Below are 16320 nucleotides of genomic sequence, written 5' to 3'. Positions count from 1 at the left end.
GAGCGGGCATTGTAACGGCTGCGCCGGAGCGGGTCATGGGCGCTGAACTGGTTGGGCAATCAACGCAGGCCGTGACGATTCCAGGCCCTGGCAGCGCTGAAATGCAGCTGCGCATGGCGGCGGGCGAGCAGGGCGCGGTCCTTGTCGTAGCCGCCGCCGATTACACCGATCAGCGGAATGTCACGGCCCAGGCAGTGATCGATGACGGTGCTGTCGCGCATTGCCAAGCCTTCGTCGCTGAGGTTGAGCAGGCCCAGCGTGTCGTCGCGGTGAACGTCGACCCCGGCGTCGTAGAGCACCAGATCCGGCTGGTACAGCGGCAGCAGGTAGCTCAGTGTGTCGTTCACCACCTTGAGGTACTCCAGATCGCCCATGCCTGGCGCCAGCTCGATATCCCAGTCGCTGCGGGCTTTGCGCAGAGGAAAGTTCTTCTCGCAGTGCAGCGACACGGTCACCGCGTCTGGCACGTGTTCGAGGATGCGCGCGGTGCCATCGCCCTGATGCACGTCGCAATCGAAGATCAGCACACGGCCAGCGCGGCCGCTTTCCAGTAGCGACAGGGCGATGATCGCCAGGTCATTGAAGATGCAGAAGCCGGAGGCATGGTCGTAGTGGGCGTGGTGTGTGCCGCCGGCCAGATGGCAGGCCAGACCATGCTCAAGGGCCAGGTCGGCGGCCAGCAGTGAGCCACCCACGGCGCGCACGGTGCGCTGCGCCAGTTGCGGGCTCCAGGGCAGGCCCAGGCGGCGCAGTTCGTCGCGGCCCATGTCGCCGCTGCAATAGCGCTCGATATAGGCGCGGTCATGGGCCAGAGCAAGCACGTCGGTTGCGCACAGCTCGGGGCGCAGAATCGCCGCGTTGGTGGTCAGGCCGCTATCGACCAAGTGATCGCGCAGCAGACGAAATTTCTCCATCGGGAAGCGGTGTCCCGGTGGCAGCGGCGGGCTGTAGTCGTCGTGGAATACCAGCGGCAAGGGCATCGATTGGCGCCTGAATACATTCATTGCACTGCGTCCGTCTCGGTCGCTCGCAATCGGCAACAGTATGCCGGCTTGGTCACGGCACGCTCAAGGCAGCGCAGACGCCGTCTGGCCGGTTAGCTGGAGCCTGTTCGGTTTAAACCGTAAAATCTCCGCCTTTGCCTGAATGGGCCTTCGCCGGAAAGGAAATGTGCATGACCGAGACACTCGATACCCTGGTGAGCCTGCTGTCGCTGGAACGCATCGAGGAAAACCTGTTCCGCGGCAACAGTCAGGATCTGGGTTTCCCGCAGCTGTTCGGTGGTCAGGTGATCGGCCAGGCGCTGTCGGCGGCGAGCCAGACGGTGGTGCCTGAGCGGCATGTGCACTCGATTCACGGCTACTTCCTGCGCCCCGGTGACGCCCATCTGCCGGTGGTGTATGACGTCGACCGAGTGCGTGATGGCGGCAGCTTCTCTACGCGCCGCGTCAGCGCCATCCAGAAGGGCAAGACCATCTTCACCTGCAGCGCTTCGTTCCAGGTTGATGAAACCGGCTACGAGCACCAGTTGCCAATGCCTGATGTGGAAGGACCGGAGAACCTGCCCAGCGAAAGGGAGCTGCTGCACAGGCTCGAAAGCTTGGTCCCTCCAAGTGTGGTGGAGAAGTTGCGCCGGCCCAAGCCCATCGAGATTCGCCCGGTGACGCTGCTGGACCCGCTCAACCCACAGCCCATCGAGCCGATCCGCCACGTGTGGTTCCGGGCTGCCGGCACGCTGCCGGACAACCCTGCAGTGCATAAATACCTGATGGCCTACGCTTCGGATTTCAACTTCGTCAGCACGGCGCTGCAGCCCCACGGCGTTTCCTTCTGGAGCAAATTCATCCAGCTGGCGAGCCTCGACCATGCCATCTGGTTCCACCGCGAAGTGCGTGCCGATGACTGGCTGCTGTATTCCATGGATAGCCCCTGGACGGGCAATGCCCGCGGCTTCGCCCGTGGCAGTATTTTTAACCGCGCAGGCGAGCTGGTGGCGTCGGTGGCCCAGGAAGGGCTGATCCGGGTGCGAGAGGACTTGAGATGACGCTCTCCGCTGCACGCCACTGGGTGTTCGACATGGACGGGACCCTGACCATCGCCGTGCATGACTTCCTGGCGATCAAGCGTGCACTGGAGATTCCCCAGGAAGACGACATCCTCCATCACCTCGCCGCCTTGCCGGCTGACGAGGCCGCGAGCAAGCGTGCCTGGTTGCTGGAGCACGAGCGCGAACTGGCCTACGCGGCGCAACCCGCACCGGGTGCGCTCGACCTGCTGCACGAATTGCAGGATCGCGGCTGCCAGCTTGGCGTGCTGACGCGCAACGCCCATGAGCTGGCGCTGGTGACGCTGCAGGCAGTGGGTATGGGCGACTGCTTCGCCAGCGAAGACATCCTCGGTCGCGACGAAGCACCGCCAAAACCCGACCCCGGCGGTCTGCTGCACCTGGCCAACAAATGGCAGGTTGCGCCGCAGACGCTGGTGATGGTCGGTGACTACCGTTTCGATCTGGAATGCGCGAAGGCCGCAGGCGCTCGCGGGGTGCTGGTCAACCTGCCGGACAATCTCTGGCCGGAGTTGACCGAATTGCATGCTCGTGACTGTCGCGAGCTGCGACAGATGCTCGTCTAGGAGGGGCACCGCTTCCCGCCATCGCGGCTTTGTGGGAACGGGCCATGCCCGTGAACGCAACCTCGCTAACAGTGCAGGTCCCGTTCGTGGGCATGGCCCACTCCCACGTGACCCTGCTGGCTGGGATGCAAGCGGCTGTCTCCTCAGTGGCGATCCACCGGGTGGCGATCCACCGGGTGGCGTTGTGGTGGATGTAAAAGGCGACATCCACCCTACGATCTGCAGGCGATCAGTAGATCGCCTGATACAACTTGCGGCGGTAGGTGGTAACCAGCGGGTGGTCGTTGCCCAGCAGGTCGAACACCTGCAGCAGGGTCTTGTGTGGCAGGCCGTCGGCGTAGTTGCGGTTGCGCACGAAGAGCTTGAGCAGGCCGTCCAGTGCGGTTTCGTATTGCTGGCGTGCGAGCTGCTGGATCGCCAGCTGATAAGTCGCTTCATCGTCCTCGGCGTTCTGTGCCAGGCGGCTTTTGAGGTCGGCGACTTCCGGCAGGTCGTTGGCCTGGCGCAGGAAGGTCAGCTGTGCGCGGGCCGCGGCCAGCGCCTGCTTGTGCTCGTCACCCTTGACCGCGTTTAACACCGTCTCGGCTTCGCCCAGCTCGGCACGTTCGGCCAGGCAGCGGGCGTAGAGGATCAGCGCGGCGGCGTTCTCGTTGTCTTCGGCCAGCAACTGCTTGAGCAGGTTCTCCGCCTCGCCGATGCGGCCTTCTGCGAACAGCGCCTGGGCGGCTTCCAGCTGGTCCGCCTCGGGCGCGGGGGGCAGCTGAACGTGCGGCTCGAGCATCGTGCGAATGGCCGATTCGGGCTGCGCGCCGGCAAAGCCGTCCACCGGCTGACCGTCCTTGAACAGCACCACGGTGGGCAGGCTGCGCACGCCGAAGCGGGCGACCACGTCCTGCTCGATGTCGCAGTTGACCTTGGCCAGCAGCAGTTCGCCCTGGTACTCCTCGGTGATCTTAGCCAGCAGTGGCATCAGCGCCTTGCACGGCGCGCACCAATCGGCCCAGAAATCCACCAGCACCGGCTTGTGAAAGGAGTTTTCCAGCACCAGCTGCTCGAAGTTGGCGCTGGTGACGTCGAAGATGAAGGGAGTCTGGCTCATCAGGGTTCTCGAATGGGCACTTGTAAGGGCGTGCATGTTATGTGGGGGCAGCGCTTACGGGAAGCAAGCGTCAACGACCGACGCTTCGAAGGAATGTCCGCGCAAGGCGCGACCTAGAGGGCTAGAATGCGCGTCACCTTTTCTCGGTGCGGCGTTTGCAGTCGCGCAAAAGGAGTCATTGATGTCCGTTCTGTCCGATTTCCGGGCGCGCTATCTCGTGCGCTTCTGGTCACCTTTGCCCGCGCTCGTCGCGCTGGGCGTCGCTTCAGCCTACTACTTCGCAATCACCGGGACCTTCTGGGCCGTGACCGGCGAGTTCACCCGCTGGGGTGGGCACGTGCTGGCCTGGTTCGGGTTTCAGCCGCAGGAGTGGAGCTACTTCAAACTGATCGGCCTGCAGGGCACGCCGCTGGATCGCATCGATGGGGTGATGATCATCGGTATGCTGCTTGGCGCGCTGTGCACGGCGCTCTGGGCCAACAATGTCAGCCTGCGCTGGCCCACCAGCAAGCGCCGCCTGGCGCAGGGGCTGATCGGCGGGATCATCGCCGGTTTCGGCGCTCGCCTGGCCATGGGCTGCAACCTGGCGGCGTTCTTCACTGGCATTCCGATGTTCTCGCTGCACGCCTGGGCGTTCATGCTGGCCACGGTCGGCGGGGCCTGGGTCGGGGTGAAGATCTGCCTGCTGCCGATGCTGCGCGTGCCGCTCAAGGTGGGCAGCCAGGCCAGTTCGCTGTTCGCCGATCCGCAGGCGCGGGAACAGCGCAACCGCTTGCAAGTGCGCCTGGGTGTGGCGGTGGCGCTGGTTGCCGTGGCATTCGCCGGCTGGCGTTTCGGTGTGTCGATAGCCCTGGGCATGGCGGTGCTGTTCGGCGTGGTCTTCGGTGGCCTGATCGAGCGCGCGCAGATCTGTTTTACCAGCGCCGCACGTGATCTCTGGACCACCGGCCGTACCCAGGTCGCCTACGGCATTCTGTTGGGCATGGCCGTGGCCTGCGTTGGCACCTTCGGCGCGATCATGCTGGGCGCAGACGCGAAGATTTTCTGGATGGGCCCGAATGCCGTGCTCGGCGGCCTGCTGTTCGGGATCGGTATCGTCTTGGCCGGCGGCTGCGAAACCGGCTGGATGTACCGCGCGATGGAAGGGCAGGTGCATTTCTGGGTGGTTGGCATCGGCAACGTGATCGGTGGCACGCTGGTGGCGGTGTACTGGGACGAGCTGGGCACCTCGCTGGCGCTGCCCTATCCGAAGATTGATCTACTGGAAAGCATGGGGCCGGGCACCGGTCTGCTGTTCAGCTTCGCCGGCCTGGCTTTGGCCATGCTGCTGGTCCACCTCAATGCCCGTCGTTTCCAACCCAAGAGGAGTGCTGCCCGTGAGCCAGCCCCAACCCAATCTGTCGCTTGATCTGCGCGGTGAACACTGCCCCTACAACGCCATCGCCACGCTGGAAACCTTGGAAACCATGCTGCCGGGGCAACTGCTGGAAGTAGTGACCGACTGTTCGCAGTCGGTGCAGGGCATTCCCGAGGACGCCAAGCTCAAGGGCTACAACTGCCTGGCCGTGGAGCAGCACGGTCCGCTGTTTCGCTTTCTGATCGAAGTGCCGGCCTGACGCCAGTGGCTGTTTCTGTTCGTCGCGGTTAGCGGCGAGCGGGAACAGCTCTAGTTCTCGCCCACAGCGAGCGGCCAGCTGCCCAACTCCTGATAGCGCACGCCGTCCACGGTGTTCTGCGACTGGTACAGCACGAAGCGCTCCACCCTCCAGCTGAAGGTTGCGGCGGCTTGCGCCTGCGTGGGGCTCTGGCGCATCAGCGTCAGATGCGGCAGATAAGGGCGGTTGTCGAGCACGATACCCAGGGCGCTCAACCGCTCAGCTAGTTGTGCCGCAAGCTGCAGCAGGGCGGGCGGTGCTGCGGTCGGCGCCAGGCAGACGAAGCCCTGGCCGAGGGTAATCAGGTGGTCCAGGGTCAGCTCGAAAGCTTCGCATTCGATTCCGTCCGCCATTTGTCGAAGTGCCTGTAGACGCTCCGCTGGCTGCGCGCCGAGAAAGGCCAGAGTCAGGTGCAGGTTTTCTGGCGCAACCGCACGTCCATCCAGTCTTTGTCGGTCGCGCCACGCTGCAATCGCCGTAGCTTGATCCGGCGGGCAGGGCACGGCGAAGAACAGGCGCAGGGTTGGCTCGGTACTCATGGGTTTACCTGTCGGCTTTCCGTCCTGGTCGCGTGATACAGGCTGACCCGGCGAAATTCAGCGGGCTCGGCCAGATCCGGCCAGGTGCAGGCGTCCAGGATGTCGAGGCGCTGGTACAGCGGATGCTGAAAGTCGCGCACCCGCGAGTCGGCCACCAGCACTTCGCGGCCACGGCTGGGAAACTGGTCCAGCAGCGGCAGGTTGGTGCGGTCATACAGCACGTCGGCGACGATGATCAGGTCGAAGCGGTCCGCCTCGGCGAAGAAATCGTCGGAATAACCCAGTGTCACATCATTGAGCGCCGCATTGCTCCGGCACGCCTGTAGCGCCAGCGGGTCGAGGTCACAGGCCACCACTTCCGCCGCACCGGCCCTGGCCGCTGCGATCGCAGCTACGCCGGAACCGGCGCCGAAATCCAGCACGCGCCTGCCGCGGACCCATTCGGGGTGCTCGGCCAGCCAGCGCGCCAGGACCAGGCCACTGGCCCAGCAGAAGCACCAGTAGGGCGGCTCTTCGAGAATCCGTCGGGTTTCCTCGGGGTTGAAGGCGCGGTCCATGTTCGCCGAATCGATCAGCCAGAGGCGGATATCGGTGTCTGGCAGGGTTGCGATGCACAGGCGGGCGTCACCCAGCAGCTCGCCAAGTGCAGCCTGCAAGGTGGCGGGTGGTGTCACGGTATTGGCTCCAGTCGCAGAGGTCCGAGCGCCTGGCTTGAAGCGTTGCGAACCTGTTGCGTGGGCAGGCGCATGATCAACTGGCCCGACTGGGTCACACGCCCGCGCAACTCGACGCGCTGGTTGGCGGGAAAAGCCTCGGGGTTGAACTGCAGGATAAAGGGCAGCTCGCTGCCGCGGCCGGTCAGCTTGACGTTGCTGAGCAGCTTGTCGGGCTGGTCGCGGCGGTCGACTTCCAGCAGCGCCAGTTCCACTTCGCTGCCTTCGGGAGCACCGATCAGTGTTCCGCTCAGCTCATTAAGCAGTTTTGAATGCGGTGCTTTACTCAGTTCGATGGGTTGAGTGGCTTTCGGCTCATCGGCGGGCTGGCTTGAACAGCCCGCCAGAAGTGCCATGAGCGCAAGCGAAACAAGGTGACGTGACGGCACGGACGGCTCCTCAAGGCAGGTGAACGGGCGTCTGTATAGCAGCAAATCCGCCAACTTGTCTTGACGGTCGGATGCGCTACCATGGCCCTCTTTCATGTCTGACCAGCCCAACTCATGCATTGTCCCTTCTGTGTTGCCCATGACACCAAGGTCATCGATTCGCGTCTGGTTGCCGAGGGCGATCAGGTTCGTCGTCGCCGTGAATGCCTTGCCTGTGGCGAGCGCTTTACCACCTTTGAAACCGCCGAACTGGTGATGCCGAGGCTGATCAAGCAGGACGGCAGTCGCCAGCCCTTCGACGAGGACAAGCTGCGTGCCGGCATGCAGCGCGCGCTGGAAAAGCGCCCGGTCAGCGTCGAGCGGCTGGAAGCGGCCATCGCCCATATCAAGCATCGGCTGCGTGCCACCGGCGAGCGTGAGGTCAAATCCCTGGTGGTGGGCGAGCTGGTGATGGGCGAGCTGCAGAAGCTCGACGAGATTGCCTATATCCGCTTTGCCTCGGTCTATCGCCGCTTCCAGGATCTGAACGAATTCCGCGAGGAAATCGAACGCCTGTCCCGCGAACCCGCGAAGCAAGAATGAGCACTGCCGATCACGCCTGGATGGCCCACGCGCTGCGGCTGGCGCGCCAGGGGCTGTATTCCACTCATCCCAACCCGCGTGTCGGCTGCGTCATCGTGCGTGACGGTGAGCGGATCGGTGAGGGCTGGCATCTGCGTGCCGGCGAGCCCCATGCCGAGGTCCACGCACTGCGTCAGGCCGGCGAACGGGCACGTGGCGCTACCGCCTATGTCACCCTCGAACCTTGCAGCCATCATGGCCGCACGCCGCCCTGCGCGGAGGCGCTGGTGCAAGCGGGCGTGGCGCGGGTAGTGGCGGCCATGCGCGATCCCAATCCGCTGGTGGCCGGCAACGGTCTGGAGCGGCTGCGGGCTGCTGGCATCGAGGTGGCCAGCGGAGTGCTGGAGGCTGAAGCGCGTGAACTGAATGCGGGATTCGTCAAACGCATGGAAAGCGGCCTGCCGTACCTGCGCGCCAAACTGGCGATGAGCCTCGATGGCCGCACGGCCATGGCCAGCGGCGAGAGCCAGTGGATTACCGGGCCTGCGGCGCGCAGCGAAGTGCAGCGCTTGCGTGCGCGTTCCAGCGTGGTGCTGACCGGCGCCGATACGGTGCTGATGGATGATGCGCGGCTTACCGTGCGTGCTGCCGAGCTGGGGCTGGACCCTGAACAGACTGGCCTGATACTGCAATGCCCGCCGCTGCGGGTGCTGGTCGATGGTCGCCAGCGGGTGCCGCTGGATGCGCCCTTCTTTCAGGCCGGGCCGGCGCTGGTGGCGTCCGCCTCGGGCGAGCGCGCCGAGGCGTATCGTGCGGCGGGGCATGAGTTGCTGACGTTGGCGGGCGATCAGGGGCATGTCGATCTGCCGGCGTTGCTGACTACGTTGGCCGAACGCGGCGCCAACGAAGTGCTGCTTGAAGCCGGTCCGCGTCTGGTGGGTGCCTTCGCTGAGCTTGGGCTGATCGACGAATACCAGATATTCGTCGCAGCGAAATTTCTCGGCTCGTCGGCGCGGCCACTGCTCGATTTGCCGCTGGAGCGCATGAGCGAGGCGCGGGAATTGAAGATCGTCGATATCCGCGCCTTCGGTGATGACTGGCGGGTTTTGGCGCGCCCGGCTGGCTAAAAGCCGCCACGCTGCAGGTGAAGATAATCTGTAGGAGCGAACTTGTTCGCGAGCTTTTAACGAGCCACTCGCACTGCAAAGCAAAGCAAAGCAAAGCTCGCGAACGAGTTCGCTCCTACAAAAGCAGGTCTCGAATTACGACTCAGTTGGCGGGTCGCAGACCGTTGTGATCCAGCTTGGCCCGGCGCTTGTTGGTGCCCAGTACGAGGCGTGCGAGCCAGCTGTCGTGGTGTGGGTTGCCGAAGTGGAGCAGAGCAGTGGCGCGCAGCAGTGCCGGGTCGCACTGGTCGTTGGCATGCAGGCTGCGGTAACCCCAGAACAAGTAGAGGTTGCCGGGCTCCAGCTTGAGCCGGATCGGTTGCAGCCATCCGCGGCGGACCGCCAGCGCGACCAGTTTCTGGCTGACGCCGTTGTGCATCACGGCCTTCTCAATGACGTTGCGCAGGGCGTTGAAGCGCACCGGCCGCAGGTTGGGAAAGATGATCAGATCGCCGCAGTGATCGCCTTCGGTGGGGATGAACAGTGGCAGCAGGGCAGTCACTGCGGTGGCATCGAAGTGATAGAAATGCGATTGCCTGAGGCCGCTCTTGCCCTGAAGGCAGCGAATGACCGGGAACACCTGTTCCTCTGCCGAGGGTTCGCGACCAGTCTGTACTTTATAGAGGTCACTCAGCATCTCTCGCAGCGGAGCACTGAGTGCCAGATTTGCCGGAAGGTTTCCGCTCAGTGCCTCGATGCCGTGAATCGCAAAGTATTCACCCTGATGCTGTTGCGCCTGCTGGCTGACGAAGGCGCGACCCTGTTCGAGCGCGTCCGGGGAGAGGTAGTTTTCCAGAACCGCGAAACCATGTCTGTCAATCTCGGCGGCAAGGCGTGCCACCGTTTCGTCCACGGGCGTAACTCCCGACATACAAGTTCCCTCTTGAAGCGGCTCATTGAAAGGCGTTTTGCCGTTGGCGGTTACATCTGCGGGAGTAGCTTCGGCCATGAAAAGCTCGCGGATAAATCCGCTCCCACGAAAGCAGGTAGCAGGTGCGCTGGCTATGGACAGGCAAGCGAAACGGGAGTTTCGCCCCGGCGATGAAGTATTTTGGCCGGGGTTTTCGTCTGCGGTGAGCGTTCCATAGACGCTGCCTTTGATCGCCATAGCCACAGCAAGCCTGCGCGCTCGCTGCAAATCGCGCGCGTTTGTGGTAAAAACTGCGCCGGGCCGCGACAGGCTCAACGTTCTCAGGGCGGGGTGCGATTCCCCACCGGCGGTAATGGCCTCGGCCTAGCCCGCGAGCGCTTGTCCTAAAAGACAAGGTCAGCAGACCCGGTGTGATTCCGGGGCCGACGGTAAGCAGGCCGTATTTCGGCTTGGCAAGTCCGGATGAGAGAGAGCGGGACTTCGGCGCGCGCCGTCCATGCGTGCGCCTCCATCCCTTTCGATCTGCAACGCCCTGTTTTTACTCAAAACAGGAGTTCGTCATATGCATCGTATTTTCAGCCTTCCACGGGAGGCCGCATGTTCACTGGAATAATCGAAGCCATCGGCACCATTCGCGCGCTCACGCCCAAAGGCGGTGACGTCCGGGTACTGGTCGAGACCGGCAAGCTGGATATCGGTGACGTCAAACTCGGCGACAGCATTGCCGTTAATGGCGTGTGCCTGACGGCGGTGGAGCTGCCCGGCAACGGCTTTTGGGCCGATGTCAGCCGCGAAACCCTGGCGCGCACCGCCTTCATCGACCTCAAGGCCGGCAGCAAGGTCAATCTTGAAAAGGCCCTGACCCCGACCAGCCGCCTTGGCGGGCATCTGGTTAGCGGTCACGTGGATGGCGTCGGCGAGATCGTTTCGCGCGAGGAAAACGCCCGCGCCGTGCAGTTTCGCATCCGTGCGCCACGCGAGCTGGCCAAGTACATCGCCTTCAAGGGCTCAATCACCGTCGACGGCACCAGCCTCACGGTGAACGCGGTCAATGGCGCCGAATTCGAGCTGACCATCGTGCCGCACACCCTGGCCGAAACCATCATGGCGGACTACCGCCCCGGGCGGCAGGTGAACCTCGAAGTGGACCTGTTGGCCCGTTACCTGGAGCGCCTGCTGCAGGGTGACAAGGCAGCTGAGCCTGCTTCCGGCGGTATTAGCGAAGGTTTTCTGGCCGAGCACGGCTACCTGAAGAATTAAGGAATGGCGACGATGGCACTGAATACTGTAGACGAACTGCTCGAAGACATCCGCGCCGGCAAGATGGTCATCCTCATGGATGACGAGGACCGCGAGAACGAAGGTGACCTGATCATGGCCGCCGAGAGCTGCCAGCCCGAGCACATCAACTTCATGGCGCGTTTCGCCCGTGGCCTGATCTGCATGCCGATGAGCAAGGAGCGCTGCGAGCGCCTGCAGTTGCCGCTGATGGCGCCGCGCAATGGCTCCGGCTTCGGCACCAAGTTCACCGTTTCCATCGAGGCTGCCGAAGGCGTGACCACCGGTATTTCCGCGGCTGATCGCGCGCGCACCGTGCAGGCTGCTGCGGCGAAGAACGCGAAGGCCGAAGACATCGTCAGTCCCGGCCACATCTTTCCGCTGATGGCCCAGCCCGGCGGCGTACTGGCCCGTGCCGGCCACACCGAGGCGGCCTGCGACCTGGCGCGCATGGGCGGTTTCGATGCCAGCGGCGTGATCTGCGAAATCATGAATGACGACGGCACCATGGCCCGTCGCCCGGAACTGGAAGCCTTCGCCGAGCAGCATGGCATCAAGATCGGCACCATCGCCGACCTGATCCACTACCGGATGATCCACGAGCGCACCATCGAGCGCGCCTCCGAGCAGCCGCTGGATACCGAGCTCGGCCAGTTCAACCTGGTGACCTACCGCGACAGCGTCGAGGACACCGTGCACATGGCACTGACCATGGGCGAGATCGGTCCCGAACAGCCGACGCTGGTGCGCGTGCACAACATGGAGCCGCTGCGCGATCTGCTGCTGGTCAACGTGCCGGGCCGCTGGAGCCTGCGCGCGGCGATGAGCGAAGTGGCCAAGGCTGGCAGCGGTGTGGTGCTGCTGCTGGGCAACCCGCTTACCGGGCCGCAGCTGCTGGCACAGCTCAATCGTCAGGTTCCGCCGACCCCGGCGATTTACAGCACTGTGGGTGCCGGTTCGCAGATCCTGCGCGACCTCGGCGTGCGCAAGATGCGCCTGATGAGTTCGCCGATGAAGTTCAATGCGATATCCGGGTTTGATCTGGAAGTTGTAGAATACCTGCCCGCTGAGTAAGACGACCGCGCTACTGCGCGGTCTCTCAAAGATTCCCTGTAGGAGCGAATTTATTCGCGAAAAGGGCCGGCACGGTGCCAAGCCATTCGCGAATAAATTCGCTCCTACAACCGCAGTTGGCTATATCCAAGCTCTTTAACGCATACGAGACCTGTTCCATGACCCTGAAGACCATCGAAGGTACCTTCATCGCCCCGCAAGGGAAATTCGCCCTGGTTGTCGGCCGCTTCAACAGCTTCGTCGTCGAGAGCCTGGTAAGCGGCGCCGTCGATGCGCTGGTGCGCCACGGTGTGAAGGAAGGCGACATCACCATCATCCGTGCACCGGGTGCCTTCGAGATTCCGCTGGTTGCACAGAAAGTCGCCCAGCAGGGCGAATACGACGCCATCATCGCCTTGGGTGCGGTCATTCGTGGCGGCACGCCGCACTTCGAGTACGTTGCCGGTGAATGCACCAAGGGCCTGGCCCAGGTTTCCATGGAATTCGGCGTACCGGTTGCCTTCGGCGTACTGACGGTCGATTCCATCGAGCAGGCCATCGAGCGTTCCGGTACCAAGGCCGGCAACAAGGGTGCCGAAGCCGCACTGTCCGCACTTGAAATGGTGAGCCTGCTGGCGCAGCTGGAGGCCAAGTGAGCCTTAATCGCGACGACAGCCAGGAACCCCAGCCGAAGGCCAAGGGCAAGATCGCTACGCGCCGTGTGGCGCGCAGCCTGGCGATGCAGGCTTTGTATCAGTGGCACATGGCGGGCCAGAACCTGAACGAAATCGAGGCGCAGTTTCGCGTCGACAACGATTTCTCCGGGGTCGACGGCAACTATTTCCACGAGCTGCTGACGGGTGTGGCCCGCGCCAAGCCTGAAGTCGACGGCGCCATCGTGCCGCATCTTGACCGACCGCTGGACGAGCTCGACCCGGTTGAACTGGCCATTCTGCGCCTGTCCACCTACGAGCTGATGCAGCGTATCGACGTGCCCTATCGTGTGGTCATCAACGAAGGCATCGAGCTGGCCAAGGTGTTCGGTGCCACCGACGGACACAAGTTCGTCAACGGCGTGCTGGACAAGCTGGCACCCAGCCTGCGCAGCGCCGAAGTCAGCGCCCACAAGCGCTGATTCGACCCTGATGGGTGAGTTCGAGCTGATCCGTCACTACTTCGCCGCCGCCGCTTGTGCCAGGGTTGGCGGCGATGTCGTGTTGGGCATCGGTGATGACTGTGCGCTGCTGGCGATCCCCGAAGGCGAGCAGCTGGCCATTTCCACGGACAGCCTGGTCGCCGGGGTGCATTTCCCCGATCCCTGCGACGCCGCTCTGCTGGCGCAACGCGCCCTCGCGGTGTCGACCAGTGATCTCGCCGCGATGGGCGCGACGCCCATCGGCTTCACCCTCGCACTGACCCTGCCTTCCGCGACTTCCACCTGGCTTGCCGCCTTTGCCGGCGGGCTCGAAGCCATGGCAGCGCGCTGCAACATGCGTCTGATCGGCGGCGACACCACTCGTGGTCCGCTGAGCATCACCGTGACAGTGTTCGGCCGGGTGCCGACCGGCCAGGCGTTGCTGCGCCACGGGGCATGTGCGGGTGATCTGCTCTGCGTCGGCGGTGAGCTTGGCGCTGCGGCCGGCGCGCTGCCGCTGGTGCTGGGTGAGCGAGAGGGCGACACCGCCGAGGCTTCGCAACTGCTCGACCACTACTGGACGCCGCAGCCGCAGCTGGCGCTGGGGCAGGCCCTGCGTGGCAAGGCCACGGCGGCACTGGATATTTCCGATGGTCTGCTGGCCGACAGCGGGCACATAGCCGCCGCTTCCGGGGTGCGGCTCTGCATCGAGCAGGATCGGGTGCCGCTGTCGGATGCGCTGGTGCAGTGGGTCGGTCAGGCGCGGGCGCTGCAATGCGGCCTGACCGGGGGCGACGACTACGTACTTGCGTTCACCTTGCCCGCGGGCGAGCTATCCGGTTTGCTCGCAGACGGCTGGCCGGTTCGGGTGATCGGTCACGTCGAGGCCGGTGAGGGCGTGCGGCTAGTGGACGCTGAAGGCCAGTCCCTGCCCATCGCCAGCCAGGGTTACAACCATTTCAGTGCCTGAGCGGCGATTTGCCGCTCGGCACATCAGAGAGGACAGCCGTTTTGACTGAATCCCTGCAGCCTTCCACCGCACCGATGCCGCTTTCGGTGTGGAGCAATCCCTGGCACAACCTGGCGTTCGGTTTCGGCTCCGGTACCTTGCCGAAAGCGCCAGGCACCTGGGGTTCGCTGCTGGCGCTGATGTTTGTACCGCTGTGGCAGAGTCTGCCGGGATGGGGCTATGGGCTGGTCATCGTCGCCAGCATGCTGTTCGGCATCTGGCTGTGCGGCAAGGTGGCGCAGGATCTGGGCGTGCATGACCACGAAGGCATCGTCTGGGATGAGTTCGCCGGGATCTGGATCACCTTCTGGCTGGTACCCGCCGGCTGGCAATGGCTGCTGCTCGGCTTTATCGCATTCCGCGTGCTGGATATCGTCAAGCCGTGGCCGCTCAGCTGGGTCGACCGCAATGTGACCGGTGGACTGGGGATCATGCTCGACGACATCCTTGCCGGCTTTGCCGCCTGCGGTCTGGTGCATCTGGTGGTTTGGCTGACTCGCTTGTAGGGTGGATATCGCTTTTTATATCCACCTGTGGTCGCCACCCGGTGTATCGCTACCCGGTGGATCGGTGAAGCGTGATCCACCCGGCTCTGATGTTCGGCTGAGTTTCGGACTGTGCGATGGGTCGCCGTAACCTGCGCATGGCTCATGGAAGAATGCCGGTCAGCCAAGCTGCTGGCTTGCACCTTTTGTGGGAGTGGACTTGTCCACGAGCTTTTGGCCGGGGTTCTAGGCAGTAAGCAAAGCTCGCGGACAAGTCCGCTCCCACCAGCTGAGGGTGTTGGCAATTAGTCGTTCCGCCTGTCTTCAAGGAAGTTGCTCTGATGCGCTCCATTGCCCTGTTGCTCGTCATGCTATTGCTGGTTGCCGCTCATGCTACCGCTGCCCCACGGCTGCAGGTGGTGGGCCTTTTTCCCGGCGCCGCCGTACTGAATGTTGATGGCCAGCGCAAGCTGGTAAGGGTGGGGCAGATCGGGCCGGGAGGCGTTCAGGTGATCAGCGCCGATGGCAAGGGTGCGGTACTGCGCGTCGAAGGTGTCGAGCGCCACTACGACCTCAGTCGCGAATTGAGCGCGGGGTATGCCGAGCCGGAGCGCAAGCAACTGAGCATCGCCAAGGGGCAGGGCGGCCACTACTGGATCGCCGGCTCGATCAACGGGCAGCCGGTGCAGTTTCTCGTCGATACCGGCGCGACTTCGGTGGCCATCAACGAAAACCAGGCACGCCGGCTGGGCATCGACTATCGCGTCGTCGGCAAGCAGATCGTGGTCGGCACCGCCAGCGGCACCGCAAAGGCCTGGCAGGTACACCTCAATAGCGTCAAGGTCGGTGCCATCGATGTCATGGGCGTGGAAGCGGTGGTGGTCGAAGGCTCGGCGCCCACCGAAGCGCTGCTGGGCATGAGCTTCCTGGGTCGGGTCAGTTGGCGCGAAGACCAGGGTGTGCTGAGGCTTGAATCGAAGATTTGAAAGCCTGTAATTGCGTGGGTTTCACCGGCCCTGCGTGGCGCCAACGACGGAACCGCCTGCGGCGGTTCCATCCTACAAAAATCTGTCATGCCCCAGCCACCGTAGCCTGTATTAGCCGAAGGCGTAATACGGGTCTCCGAAGGCGTAATACGGGTTGCTAATCGCCAGGCACCTCAAGCGTTGCGTCACCGGCCCAATCCGAAGGATACAAACCGCTTCGAACATCACGATGAAACGTCGAATAAGGCCAGTCGGCCACGTTCATGGCCAAGCCATGCTTTACCGGGTTGATATGGACGTAATCCACATGGCGACGGTAGTCGCCTTCATCGCGGATCAGATGTTCCCAGTAGCGCCGTTGCCAGATGCCCCGTTCACCGCGCAACGCACGGACAGGTGAGCGGTATTCCTCCGCCGGCAAGGCGCGGCTAAAGAAGGTTTTCAGCAAGCGCCAGCGCAGTGAGAAGTCCGTATCGCCGGGCGGCAACGTCCACACGCAATGCATGTGTTCGGGCAAGACGACCCACGCATCGATCCCAAAAGGATGCAGGCGCCGCACCCGGCGAGTCGATTCGCGCAATAGGTCGATATGCCGGACGAGCAAATCATTGTTCCGGCGTTGCAGCAAATTGACGGTAAAAAACCAAGTAGCCCCTTCGATCCGGGCCCGACGATAGTTCGGCATTCCATGCCTCCAACGTATCCATGAGTCCGCACATTAACCCGACGCAGCAGCAAATCGAAACACCG

General features: G+C 63.5%; 20 protein-coding genes and 1 riboswitch. Of the genes, 13 read left to right on the top strand and 7 right to left on the bottom strand.

The window, feature by feature from the left end; translation table 11 throughout:
• Nucleotides 1-59: 59 nt before the first annotated feature.
• Nucleotides 60-980 carry a histone deacetylase family protein gene (locus NAV32_RS01315; protein ID WP_256051143.1) on the bottom strand — a complete coding sequence of 307 codons (921 nt, stop codon included), beginning with the start codon at nucleotides 978-980 and terminating at the stop codon, nucleotides 60-62.
• A gap of 194 nt (nucleotides 981-1174) precedes the next feature.
• On the opposite strand from NAV32_RS01315, the gene tesB reads away from it, so the two are divergent.
• Entirely contained in the window at nucleotides 1175-2044 is an 870-nt protein-coding gene (gene tesB / locus NAV32_RS01310; protein ID WP_256050986.1) for an acyl-CoA thioesterase II, read from the top strand.
• Entirely contained in the window at nucleotides 2041-2631 is a 591-nt protein-coding gene (locus tag NAV32_RS01305) for an HAD family hydrolase (RefSeq protein ID WP_256050985.1), read from the top strand. Before tesB ends, NAV32_RS01305 begins: the two co-directional genes overlap by 4 nt.
• A 229-nt stretch (nucleotides 2632-2860) precedes the next feature.
• On the opposite strand, the gene trxA is transcribed toward NAV32_RS01305, so the two are convergent.
• Nucleotides 2861-3730: a thioredoxin gene (trxA, locus tag NAV32_RS01300; protein ID WP_256050984.1), complete on the bottom strand. Its 870-nt coding sequence runs from the start codon at nucleotides 3728-3730 to the stop codon at nucleotides 2861-2863.
• A gap of 181 nt (nucleotides 3731-3911) precedes the next feature.
• Here trxA and yedE point away from each other — a divergent pair, with 181 nt between their 5' ends.
• The gene (yedE, locus tag NAV32_RS01295) at nucleotides 3912-5138 is read left to right on the top strand and encodes a selenium metabolism membrane protein YedE/FdhT (protein WP_256050983.1); all 1227 of its coding nucleotides are present in this window, start codon (nucleotides 3912-3914) and stop codon (nucleotides 5136-5138) included.
• Nucleotides 5107-5346, top strand: coding sequence for a sulfurtransferase-like selenium metabolism protein YedF (yedF, locus tag NAV32_RS01290; protein ID WP_256050982.1), 240 nt, complete (start codon nucleotides 5107-5109; stop codon nucleotides 5344-5346). The genes yedE and yedF overlap by 32 nt, the downstream gene beginning before the upstream one ends.
• 50 nt (nucleotides 5347-5396) lie before the next feature.
• Here yedF and thpR read toward each other — a convergent pair whose 3' ends face one another.
• Genes thpR through NAV32_RS01275 form a run of 3 tightly spaced genes read right to left on the bottom strand, consistent with a single transcriptional unit; the run spans nucleotide 5397 to nucleotide 7026 of the window.
• Complete coding sequence (gene thpR, locus NAV32_RS01285) at nucleotides 5397-5924, bottom strand: RNA 2',3'-cyclic phosphodiesterase (RefSeq protein WP_256050981.1); 528 nt, start codon at nucleotides 5922-5924, stop codon at nucleotides 5397-5399.
• Entirely contained in the window at nucleotides 5921-6598 is a 678-nt protein-coding gene (locus tag NAV32_RS01280) for a class I SAM-dependent methyltransferase (RefSeq protein WP_256050980.1), read from the bottom strand. Before NAV32_RS01280 ends, thpR begins: the two co-directional genes overlap by 4 nt.
• The gene (locus tag NAV32_RS01275) at nucleotides 6595-7026 is read right to left on the bottom strand and encodes a YbaY family lipoprotein (protein ID WP_256050979.1); all 432 of its coding nucleotides are present in this window, start codon (nucleotides 7024-7026) and stop codon (nucleotides 6595-6597) included. The genes NAV32_RS01280 and NAV32_RS01275 overlap by 4 nt, the downstream gene beginning before the upstream one ends.
• Before the next feature lie 114 nt (nucleotides 7027-7140).
• On the opposite strand from NAV32_RS01275, the gene nrdR reads away from it, so the two are divergent.
• A complete protein-coding gene (gene nrdR / locus NAV32_RS01270) occupies nucleotides 7141-7608 on the top strand; it encodes a transcriptional regulator NrdR (RefSeq protein ID WP_256050978.1) in 468 nt (155 codons plus the stop codon).
• Nucleotides 7605-8714 carry a bifunctional diaminohydroxyphosphoribosylaminopyrimidine deaminase/5-amino-6-(5-phosphoribosylamino)uracil reductase RibD gene (ribD, locus tag NAV32_RS01265; protein ID WP_256050977.1) on the top strand — a complete coding sequence of 370 codons (1110 nt, stop codon included), beginning with the start codon at nucleotides 7605-7607 and terminating at the stop codon, nucleotides 8712-8714. The genes nrdR and ribD overlap by 4 nt, the downstream gene beginning before the upstream one ends.
• Nucleotides 8715-8856: 142 nt before the next feature.
• On the opposite strand, the gene NAV32_RS01260 is transcribed toward ribD, so the two are convergent.
• The gene (locus NAV32_RS01260; protein WP_256050976.1) at nucleotides 8857-9624 is read right to left on the bottom strand and encodes a hypothetical protein; all 768 of its coding nucleotides are present in this window, start codon (nucleotides 9622-9624) and stop codon (nucleotides 8857-8859) included.
• 312 nt (nucleotides 9625-9936) lie between these two features.
• Nucleotides 9937-10102: riboswitch (FMN riboswitch) on the top strand.
• A 119-nt stretch (nucleotides 10103-10221) separates the two neighbouring features.
• Here NAV32_RS01260 and NAV32_RS01255 point away from each other — a divergent pair.
• From NAV32_RS01255 to NAV32_RS01225, 7 genes are all read left to right on the top strand, one after another.
• A complete protein-coding gene (locus NAV32_RS01255) occupies nucleotides 10222-10884 on the top strand; it encodes a riboflavin synthase (protein ID WP_256050975.1) in 663 nt (220 codons plus the stop codon).
• 12 nt (nucleotides 10885-10896) lie between these two features.
• Nucleotides 10897-11976 (top strand): bifunctional 3,4-dihydroxy-2-butanone-4-phosphate synthase/GTP cyclohydrolase II, encoded by a 1080-nt coding sequence (gene ribBA, locus NAV32_RS01250; protein ID WP_256050974.1) that lies wholly within the window; start codon nucleotides 10897-10899, stop codon nucleotides 11974-11976.
• A 158-nt stretch (nucleotides 11977-12134) separates the two neighbouring features.
• Nucleotides 12135-12611, top strand: a complete 477-nt coding sequence (gene ribE / locus NAV32_RS01245) for a 6,7-dimethyl-8-ribityllumazine synthase (RefSeq protein ID WP_256050973.1) — start codon at nucleotides 12135-12137, stop codon at nucleotides 12609-12611.
• Nucleotides 12608-13090, top strand: coding sequence for a transcription antitermination factor NusB (nusB, locus tag NAV32_RS01240; RefSeq protein ID WP_256050972.1), 483 nt, complete (start codon nucleotides 12608-12610; stop codon nucleotides 13088-13090). The genes ribE and nusB overlap by 4 nt, the downstream gene beginning before the upstream one ends.
• A gap of 10 nt (nucleotides 13091-13100) precedes the next feature.
• Entirely contained in the window at nucleotides 13101-14060 is a 960-nt protein-coding gene (gene thiL / locus NAV32_RS01235) for a thiamine-phosphate kinase (protein WP_256050971.1), read from the top strand.
• A gap of 41 nt (nucleotides 14061-14101) precedes the next feature.
• The gene (locus NAV32_RS01230; protein ID WP_423836409.1) at nucleotides 14102-14605 is read left to right on the top strand and encodes a phosphatidylglycerophosphatase A family protein; all 504 of its coding nucleotides are present in this window, start codon (nucleotides 14102-14104) and stop codon (nucleotides 14603-14605) included.
• A 320-nt stretch (nucleotides 14606-14925) separates the two neighbouring features.
• Complete coding sequence (locus NAV32_RS01225) at nucleotides 14926-15570, top strand: retropepsin-like aspartic protease family protein (RefSeq protein WP_256050970.1); 645 nt, start codon at nucleotides 14926-14928, stop codon at nucleotides 15568-15570.
• Between the two features lie 157 nt (nucleotides 15571-15727).
• Here NAV32_RS01225 and NAV32_RS01220 read toward each other — a convergent pair whose 3' ends face one another.
• Entirely contained in the window at nucleotides 15728-16255 is a 528-nt protein-coding gene (locus tag NAV32_RS01220) for an REP-associated tyrosine transposase (RefSeq protein WP_256050969.1), read from the bottom strand.
• Nucleotides 16256-16320: the final 65 nt, after the last annotated feature.

Source organism: Stutzerimonas stutzeri, from assembly GCF_024448695.1.
GTDB lineage: Bacteria > Pseudomonadota > Gammaproteobacteria > Pseudomonadales > Pseudomonadaceae > Stutzerimonas > Stutzerimonas stutzeri_T.
This window is presented reverse-complemented; position numbering and strand designations above follow the sequence as displayed.

Bases quoted from the DNA above. Each gene is read 5' to 3' on its own strand.
- NAV32_RS01220 (WP_256050969.1), bottom strand. From the start codon at position 16,255: ATGCCGAACTATCGTCGGGCCCGGATCGAAGGGGCTACTTGGTTTTTT.
- NAV32_RS01315 (WP_256051143.1), bottom strand. From the start codon at position 980: ATGCCCTTGCCGCTGGTATTCCACGACGACTACAGCCCGCCGCTGCCA.
- NAV32_RS01305 (WP_256050985.1), top strand. From the start codon at position 2,041: ATGACGCTCTCCGCTGCACGCCACTGGGTGTTCGACATGGACGGGACC.
- ribBA (WP_256050974.1), top strand. From the start codon at position 10,897: ATGGCACTGAATACTGTAGACGAACTGCTCGAAGACATCCGCGCCGGC.
- tesB (WP_256050986.1), top strand. From the start codon at position 1,175: ATGACCGAGACACTCGATACCCTGGTGAGCCTGCTGTCGCTGGAACGC.
- NAV32_RS01260 (WP_256050976.1), bottom strand. From the start codon at position 9,624: ATGTCGGGAGTTACGCCCGTGGACGAAACGGTGGCACGCCTTGCCGCC.
- thpR (WP_256050981.1), bottom strand. From the start codon at position 5,924: ATGAGTACCGAGCCAACCCTGCGCCTGTTCTTCGCCGTGCCCTGCCCG.
- nrdR (WP_256050978.1), top strand. From the start codon at position 7,141: ATGCATTGTCCCTTCTGTGTTGCCCATGACACCAAGGTCATCGATTCG.
- yedE (WP_256050983.1), top strand. From the start codon at position 3,912: ATGTCCGTTCTGTCCGATTTCCGGGCGCGCTATCTCGTGCGCTTCTGG.
- ribD (WP_256050977.1), top strand. From the start codon at position 7,605: ATGAGCACTGCCGATCACGCCTGGATGGCCCACGCGCTGCGGCTGGCG.
- trxA (WP_256050984.1), bottom strand. From the start codon at position 3,730: ATGAGCCAGACTCCCTTCATCTTCGACGTCACCAGCGCCAACTTCGAG.
- NAV32_RS01255 (WP_256050975.1), top strand. From the start codon at position 10,222: ATGTTCACTGGAATAATCGAAGCCATCGGCACCATTCGCGCGCTCACG.
- NAV32_RS01225 (WP_256050970.1), top strand. From the start codon at position 14,926: ATGCGCTCCATTGCCCTGTTGCTCGTCATGCTATTGCTGGTTGCCGCT.
- thiL (WP_256050971.1), top strand. From the start codon at position 13,101: ATGGGTGAGTTCGAGCTGATCCGTCACTACTTCGCCGCCGCCGCTTGT.
- ribE (WP_256050973.1), top strand. From the start codon at position 12,135: ATGACCCTGAAGACCATCGAAGGTACCTTCATCGCCCCGCAAGGGAAA.